The 7,325-nt window shown below is 39.0% G+C and carries 6 protein-coding genes; 1 reads left to right on the top strand and 5 read right to left on the bottom strand.

Annotated elements, in window-relative coordinates; genetic code table 11:
• Positions 1-564 precede the first annotated feature (564 nt).
• The 4 genes from VJ937_RS11965 to fbp all read right to left on the bottom strand — a co-directional run bounded on the left by VJ937_RS11965 (position 565) and on the right by fbp (position 5,439).
• Positions 565-1,701 (bottom strand): T9SS type A sorting domain-containing protein, encoded by a 1,137-nt coding sequence (locus VJ937_RS11965; protein WP_324067409.1) that lies wholly within the window; start codon positions 1,699-1,701, stop codon positions 565-567.
• 145 nt (positions 1,702-1,846) lie between these two features.
• Complete coding sequence (locus tag VJ937_RS11960; protein ID WP_324067407.1) at positions 1,847-3,019, bottom strand: PatB family C-S lyase; 1,173 nt, start codon at positions 3,017-3,019, stop codon at positions 1,847-1,849.
• 97 nt (positions 3,020-3,116) lie between these two features.
• A complete protein-coding gene (locus VJ937_RS11955; RefSeq protein ID WP_324067404.1) occupies positions 3,117-4,376 on the bottom strand; it encodes a hypothetical protein in 1,260 nt (419 codons plus the stop codon).
• 52 nt (positions 4,377-4,428) lie between these two features.
• A complete protein-coding gene (gene fbp / locus VJ937_RS11950) occupies positions 4,429-5,439 on the bottom strand; it encodes a class 1 fructose-bisphosphatase (protein ID WP_057953149.1) in 1,011 nt (336 codons plus the stop codon).
• Between the two features lie 277 nt (positions 5,440-5,716).
• Between fbp and VJ937_RS11945 the strand changes: the two genes are divergently transcribed.
• On the top strand, positions 5,717-6,967 hold the full coding sequence (locus tag VJ937_RS11945) for an aspartate kinase (protein ID WP_324067402.1): 1,251 nt from the start codon (positions 5,717-5,719) through the stop codon (positions 6,965-6,967).
• 14 nt (positions 6,968-6,981) lie between these two features.
• Here the strand turns inward: VJ937_RS11945 and VJ937_RS11940 are convergent.
• Positions 6,982-7,325: NAD(P)-dependent oxidoreductase (locus VJ937_RS11940; RefSeq protein ID WP_324067400.1), on the bottom strand; the 344-nt coding region annotated here is incomplete at its 5' end.

The raw sequence follows: 7,325 nt of genomic DNA, 5'->3' as shown, positions 1-7,325 counted from the left end.
ACAATATCTCTAATTAGAAGAAGAAAATAAATAGCATCATCGAGTTTTTTTAATTTAGAAATCGAAAGTAAAGAAGGTCGCTTAAAATACTGAGCCTTGAATTCCCGCCGGTAGTCGGACTAAAGTTTTGCTTCGTTTTTGGTTCAACCGAATCGCCGTTAGGCGCTGAGCTCATGACCGAAGGGAATAACCCAAAAATGAAGAGCCAAGCCGGCTGGAGGCGAAGATAACTTATGTTATCTCATTTAAACTTTAATACATCATTTCAAAAATATTTTTAAGAAACCTGTTTTTTTGAATTAGTATCCTTTATAATTTGTTCCGCATGACCCAAAAAGTAATTTTTCCATCCCTAACTGATTAATTTTCAGATATGGATTTTCAGGACGTCGTTTTGTTGCACAAAACAGGAAAAAGACAGATCGGGAAAGACAATATTACACTTGCCCGGTAATTGTATTATATAGTCTCGTTTCGGCCTTGTAAAAAGACGAAATGCAAGGCCTGCTTATGCCATCACAATAGGGCAAAACAAAAAATGTCAGACTGAAAACCTGGTTTATCTTATTGTTTCACAAATTTAAAAGCCGCCTCTCCCAGTTGAAGCACGTACAACCCTTCAGCAAGCGGCTCAACATTCATAGTCTTTTTTGACCCATCCAGGCGGCCTTGCAGCATTATCCTTCCCTGAAGGTTAAATATTTTATAGGTTTTGGTTCCCGAGTCTGCTCTTTCTACAAAAACCTCTGTGGTCGCGGGATTTGGATAAATAATTGTTTCGTTCATTGCGACAGGTGCTTCAATTGCAGTTGGGTTGATACGGCCATTTATGTCGTATTGTGCAAAAAATTGCCAAATCTTTAGAGAAGCATTTATATCATAGTTTGTCATGCCAGAATTATAAGCAGTTCCCGGCCACGTATGCCCCCCTCCAATCACTTTATAATGTTCAACAGCTACGCCATTGTCGCCATTGGAATAAAGGTAATGTTCAACCGTTGATCCATCTGTTGTATTCGTGTCTGGTACATCACTAATTGCAGGAGTAACCCCGCAGTTATTAAAATCTACCCAATGAGTCAGAACATCATTAATGGGCTCCATCACTCCTGCGCCATCGTATGGTACGGTATAGTCAGCAGTACCATGAATTTCCATCACGGGGATTGAATGTGTAGCAAAACAATTATTGATCATATCTGTCGTCATTGTGCCTGTAACCGAAGCAATTGCAGCAAAACGCCCGCTCAAATGGCAGGCCAGGTAATAACTCATCAAACCACCATTTGACATACCGGTAGTGTATATTTTCTCTTCGTCAATATTGTAATTGAGCAACAATGTGTCTATTAAAGCTGAAGTAAAACCAACATCGTCAATATCTGTTCCTCCCAGCCCCACATTCCAGTGTGGTTGCCCAAGTGTATCGGGCGCTCCCATGGGGTGGATAATTAAAAAATTTGCGGTATCGGCAATAGGACGGAAGTCTCCGTAAAACATTTGTTCCGAGGCATTACTGGTGTAACCATGAAAGTTAAAAATCAGGGGAACAGCCATATTCCCTGAATAAGATGCTGGAACATAAAGTATATAATCTCGTTGCAAACCATCATGAATAATTGAACTGTTTATTGTTTGCTGCCCGTAGATTGAAGTGAATATTAAAATTGAAACAACTAAACTTAAAATTTTTTTATCCATTAGTTTTCATTTTTTCATTGGTCATTACCTGCGATAATCGCGATAAAACCGCTTGTTTGGTCTGTTTATTATTTAATTTGTTTAGTTGGTTCAACATGGAGGTTTCATCTTACACCACCAACCAAAAGCTCTTGTTTTTATGTGTTTAGGCATGAATCACCTTCTTAAGTCTTTCCATGGCCTCTTCCAGTTGAGAGCGGGGGCATCCAAAATTCAATCGCTGGAATCCTTCGCCGCCTTCGCGAAAAATGGGGCCATGGCTTAATCCTATCTTAGCCATCCTCACCAATTGATGCTGTAGCTCCTTATCGGAATAACCAAGCCCCCTGAAATCTATCCACATTAAAAACGTAGATTCGGGCAATACCACATCAACACCGGGAATCTCTTTTTGCACAAACCCGGCAACATAATCACGGTTGGCTTCCAGATATTTCAACAAAGCTTCGAGCCAGGCATCTCCTTTTTCATAAGCAGTTTTAAGCGCAACCAAACCAAAAGGGTTGGTTAGTCCGATATGAAAAGTTTCCACCATGTAATTATAGTCTTTCATCATGCGCTTGTTCTCAATAACAACAACACTGGTAGACAGGCCTGCTAAATTAAAGGTTTTACTCGGAGCCATTGCTGTTACTGAATTTTGCGCTGCGTATTCAGAAACCGAAGCATATGGGGTATGCTCGTGTCCTGAAAAAATTATATCAGAGTGTATTTCATCTGAAACAACTATAATCTGGTATTTTTCGGCAATTTCTGCAAGGCGGGTAAGTTCCTCTTTTGTCCAGGCCCTGCCTACAGGATTGTGCGGATTGCTCAGAAACATCATTTTTGTTTGATTGTCGATTTGCCGCTCCAGATTGTCAAAATCCATAGAGTATTGATTGGTCCCCTCTACAAGTTGATTGTTTAGAACCCGACGCCCATTTTGTTCTATTGTGGTAAAAAAGGGAAAATAAACCGGTGATTGCACAATAACCTTATCTCCGGGTTTAGTAAAAGCAAGCAGCGCCATAGCCAGAGCAGAAACCACACCTGGAGAAAAAGAGATATGTGGTTTTTCAACAGACCAGCCATATCTTCTTTTTAGCCAATCCTGAATAATATCATAATATTCATCGCATCGCATTGTATAACCATAGATTTTGTGCTTTGCCCGCTCTTGTATTGCCTCTGCAATTTCTGGTGCAACCTCAAAATCCATGTCGGCTACCCACAAAGGCAACACATCATCGTGGCCAAAAATTCTTTCCCTGGCATCATACTTTATACAACTTGTCCCTGATCTGTCAATGGGTTTGTCAAATTCATACTTAACCATAGATAACGTTTTATAATGATTCTACTTTTCTAAATTAAAATGCCTGATCGCCGAAACGAACAGGCATAATATAATTTTACTCTTTTAAAAAGGTTAATTAAAATCTGCCTGATTCATCTAAAATTATCATCAATGCAAAATTATTCCGGTCGTTTCCATACGGATTGGCTTTTGCAGGATTAGCAGGCATGTAAATGCGACCTGCCAGTGCTACACGGCCATCTTTCAACAATATTCCAGTGGTGAGGTCGCTGGTGGTTGGTAGGTTTTTTGCCACCTCTTCGGGCATTTCGCTGTCGGGCTTATCTGTTTGCGACAATTCATGCTCATGTAAAGGTTTTAAATTACTACCCAGTACCACATATTTTCCTTTGGTAATAGGGCGTTTATTATGCACCTTGATGTTGGAACCATACAAAACAAATTTGTTTTCTGGCTTCATTACCAGGCCATTTGCACTAATATCGAGTATTACATTATAACTTTTTCTTTGTCCTCGCTTATTTAATTTTATTACGCGGGTTTCGTTAGATCCCATGTATTCTTTGCTGTAACTACACATGTAAATTAGGTTGCCCTCGCTGTCTTCGGCAATATCCTGGGCATAAAAATTATCCGGAACAGGTATGCCCACTCGCCACAAAGGTTTACCCGAAGGATTAACTTTATAAAGCACAGGAGAATAGTCTGAAAGGTCATTGCTGTATTTTTTACCCAGCACAAGCAAATTGCCATCTTCCAGCGCAACTACCGTGGTTGCTTCTTCATTTTGATTAGATTCAACCCGCTTCGACCAGAGTGTTTCGTCCTTTTCTGCATCGAGTTTTACAAGGTTAATGTTATAAAGTTTATTATTGTCAACCTTGGTTTCAGCAATCATCAGATTCTTCCCGTCGATATTGGTTACGTCGTTCATTATGGTTGAGTAAACCACATAATCGCTTTTTTCTTTAACGATGTTTCCTTTTGTATTCAGCGTTACCATCCAGGGTGCGAAAATTGGGCCCTGCCGCCGACTGCCGAAAGCCTTTACCCGCTGGTTGTTTAATATAAACAGGGCACTTAAATCATAGACCTGGTGTTTGGTAAGCGGATTTTCAATAAGCAGGTTGCCCCTTTTATCGACCCTGCAAAAGTAGGGTATAGATTTTTCGTAAGAAGCATTTGAAAGCTTACCCAATAAATAAATTTCCTGATTAGGGGCTTCAGTTAAAGCCAGGAGCTTATTGTTTACGTAATTTTCTGACGGGTTTGGATAATAAAAAATGCCGGTTTGAGCTGCCACAAAAACTGCTTGAGCCATAATTAGAACTATGATCAAACATCCTTTTTTAAAAACAGATGCTGCTTGTTTCATACGATATCTTTTTTAATTAATCGACAAATATTTGGCCGGTATCAGAACAAATTTACTTATTTTCAATAAACTCCATTACTTTATTGACCATATTTGTGGATCCAATGATCAATGGTGTACGCTGATGCAGATCCTGAGGTTTCATGTCAAGTATACGATCTTTGCCGTTTATGGCCATTCCGCCGGCCTGTTCAACAACAAAAGCCAGTGGATTAGCCTCATATAGCAACCGCAATTTTCCATTGGGCGCATCTGCTGTGGCAGGATAAATATAAATACCTCCTTTTAGCAGGTTCCTGTGAAAATCAGCCACCAACGATCCGATATACCTGGCTTTATATGGGCGTTTTGTTTGTTTGTCAACCTCCTGTGTATACTTGATATACTTTTTTATTGCATCTTCAAATTTCAAATAATATCCCTCATTGATTGAATAAATTGCGCCACTTTCTGGTGTTCTGATATCGGCATGCGAAAGGCAAAATTCTCCAATTGAAGGGTCCAGTGTAAAACCATTAACGCCGCGGCCTGTAGTATAAACCAACATAGTCGATGAACCATAAATGACATAGCCGCCGGCCACCTGTTTAAGGCCTTCTTGTAAAAAATCCTTCTCTTCAGCTTTATGCCCGCGTTCCGAAATGCGACGATAAATTGAAAAAATGGTGCCAATAGACACATTCACATCTATATTTGAACTTCCGTCTAGAGGGTCAATACAAACAATATATTTTCCATCATTGGCCAACACATTATCGAACGTCACAATATTGTCATCTTCTTCGGAGGCCATTCCACAAACTTCTCCGGAAGCCCTTAGGGCATGTATAAACTGAGAATCGGCATATACATCCAGCTTTTGCTGTGCCTCTCCCTGTGTATTTACAGTGCCAACCTCTCCTAAAATATCTACAAGACCGGCCTTATTTACCTCACGATTTACAATTTTGGCCGCAACACCAATGTGGCTAAGTAATCGAGACAGTTCTCCGGTTGCATATTTAAAATCCGATTGTCGGCGAATGATAAACTCATTGAGGGTCATACCCAGGTATTCTTTCATAGCATTATTTTTTAAGCATTTAGCATTTATATAACAAGCAATTATAGTTGATGTTTTTCTGCAAATAGACCAAAACCAGCGGCCAAATATTAAGACATTGACTAACAAACAAAACCACCGCAAACGTTTGCGAAAGTTTTTAAAAAAAACAGGCAATTCATACATAATCAGATTGGTGATAATGAATTAATGCCTTATATTACAAACTTACTAATTTCTATTTTGAAAAGCAGAAAAACATACAACTTGTGTTTGACTATAAATAAACTAAAATCATATGCTGGTCTATAAATTCGGAGGAGCATCAATAAAAGATGCCAGTGCCATCAAAGAAATGGTAAAGATTGTAAACCAATGCGATGACAATCTTATTATTGTGGTTTCGGCAATGGGAAAAACTACCAACCGTTTGGAAAACATTGCTCGTTTATGGTTCAATGGTAAAGATATAGAAGCACCTTTAAATGAGCTCATAGATTACCACCAAAATATTATTTCCGACCTGTTCGAGCAAAATGTCCCCGATAATCTGAATAGCATATATGAATCTTTATGGGAAAAACTACGAAGCACTCCTTCTCTGGATTTTAATTATGAATATGATCAAATTGTTTCAATTGGTGAATTGCTCTCAACAAAGATTATTGCCTCCTATTTCAACATTCTCAATACTAAAGCACATTACATTGATATAAGAGAGGTAATTCGTACAGATCGCAATTTTAAGCAGGCCGGCGTTATCTGGAACCTGACAAAACGATTTGCACTGGAGCGTTTTACTTTTGAAAACTATAAAATTTATCTTACCCAGGGTTTCATCGCCGCATCGACCAATAACCAAACAACAACCTTAGGTCGGGAAGGAAGCGACTACTCTGCAGCGCTGCTTGCCAGCGCCTGCAATGCTAAAAAGCTTGTGGTTTGGAAAGATGTTCCCGGCATTATGAATGCCGATCCGGCATGGATGAGCGATGCTCAAAAAATTGATGCGCTCTCGTACCAGGAAGCTATTGAGTTAACTTATTATGGAGCTAAAGTTATTCATCCCAAAACAATTAAGCCACTGCAGGAACGGGGTATTCCACTTATTGTAAATTCTTTTCTTGAACCAGAGAAAGAGGGTTCCTTAATTAGTAAAGTAGATGATTCAAAAAATCAGTTACCGGTTTATATCCGAAAGCAAAACCAGGTGTTAATCAGCATTAGACCAAAAACACCCGAATTTGTAGCCGAAACAGATATAAGCCACATTTTTAAGCTTTTGTCTGACATGCATATAAGCGTGCAACTGGCTCAAATGTCGGCTGCCAGTTTTACAATTTGTATTGATCAAATTGAATATATGTTTGATCCTTTCATTGCTGAACTACAAGAACATTATCATGTAAAATTTAATGACAATGCAGAAATTATAACCATTAGAAATTACAATAATGAGAGCCTTGGCAAAGTATTAAAAAACAATGACGTTTTGATTGAGCAAAAAACACGGAAAACAGCTCAAATAGTGCGTTTTATGGAAAATTGATCCCTTCGGTTTTTCTAAGCAAATTCAGCAATTATTTTTTCTGCCAAAACAGATGAGAGTTTAATATTTGACTCGTGTGTCCAGCCTGCAATATGAGGTGATAACACAACATTATCGCTATCGCTTAAATACCGAAATTCTTCAGGTAATGCTTTTTTATGCAGGTGTTCAAATGATACAGCTTCGTACTCGAGTACATCGAGACAGGCACCCCTAACTTTTCCACGTTTCATACCATCGACCAGGTGGCTGGTTTTTAGCACCTTACCCCTTGCTGTATTAATTAAAATAACTGGTTTGGCAAAAGCATTGATGAAATCAGCATCGGCCATAAAAAGGGTTTCATCGGTAAGTGGTA

Origin of the sequence: Salinivirga sp. (assembly GCF_035268865.1) — a bacterium.
Classification (GTDB): domain Bacteria; phylum Bacteroidota; class Bacteroidia; order Bacteroidales; family Salinivirgaceae; genus Salinivirga.
This window is presented reverse-complemented; position numbering and strand designations above follow the sequence as displayed.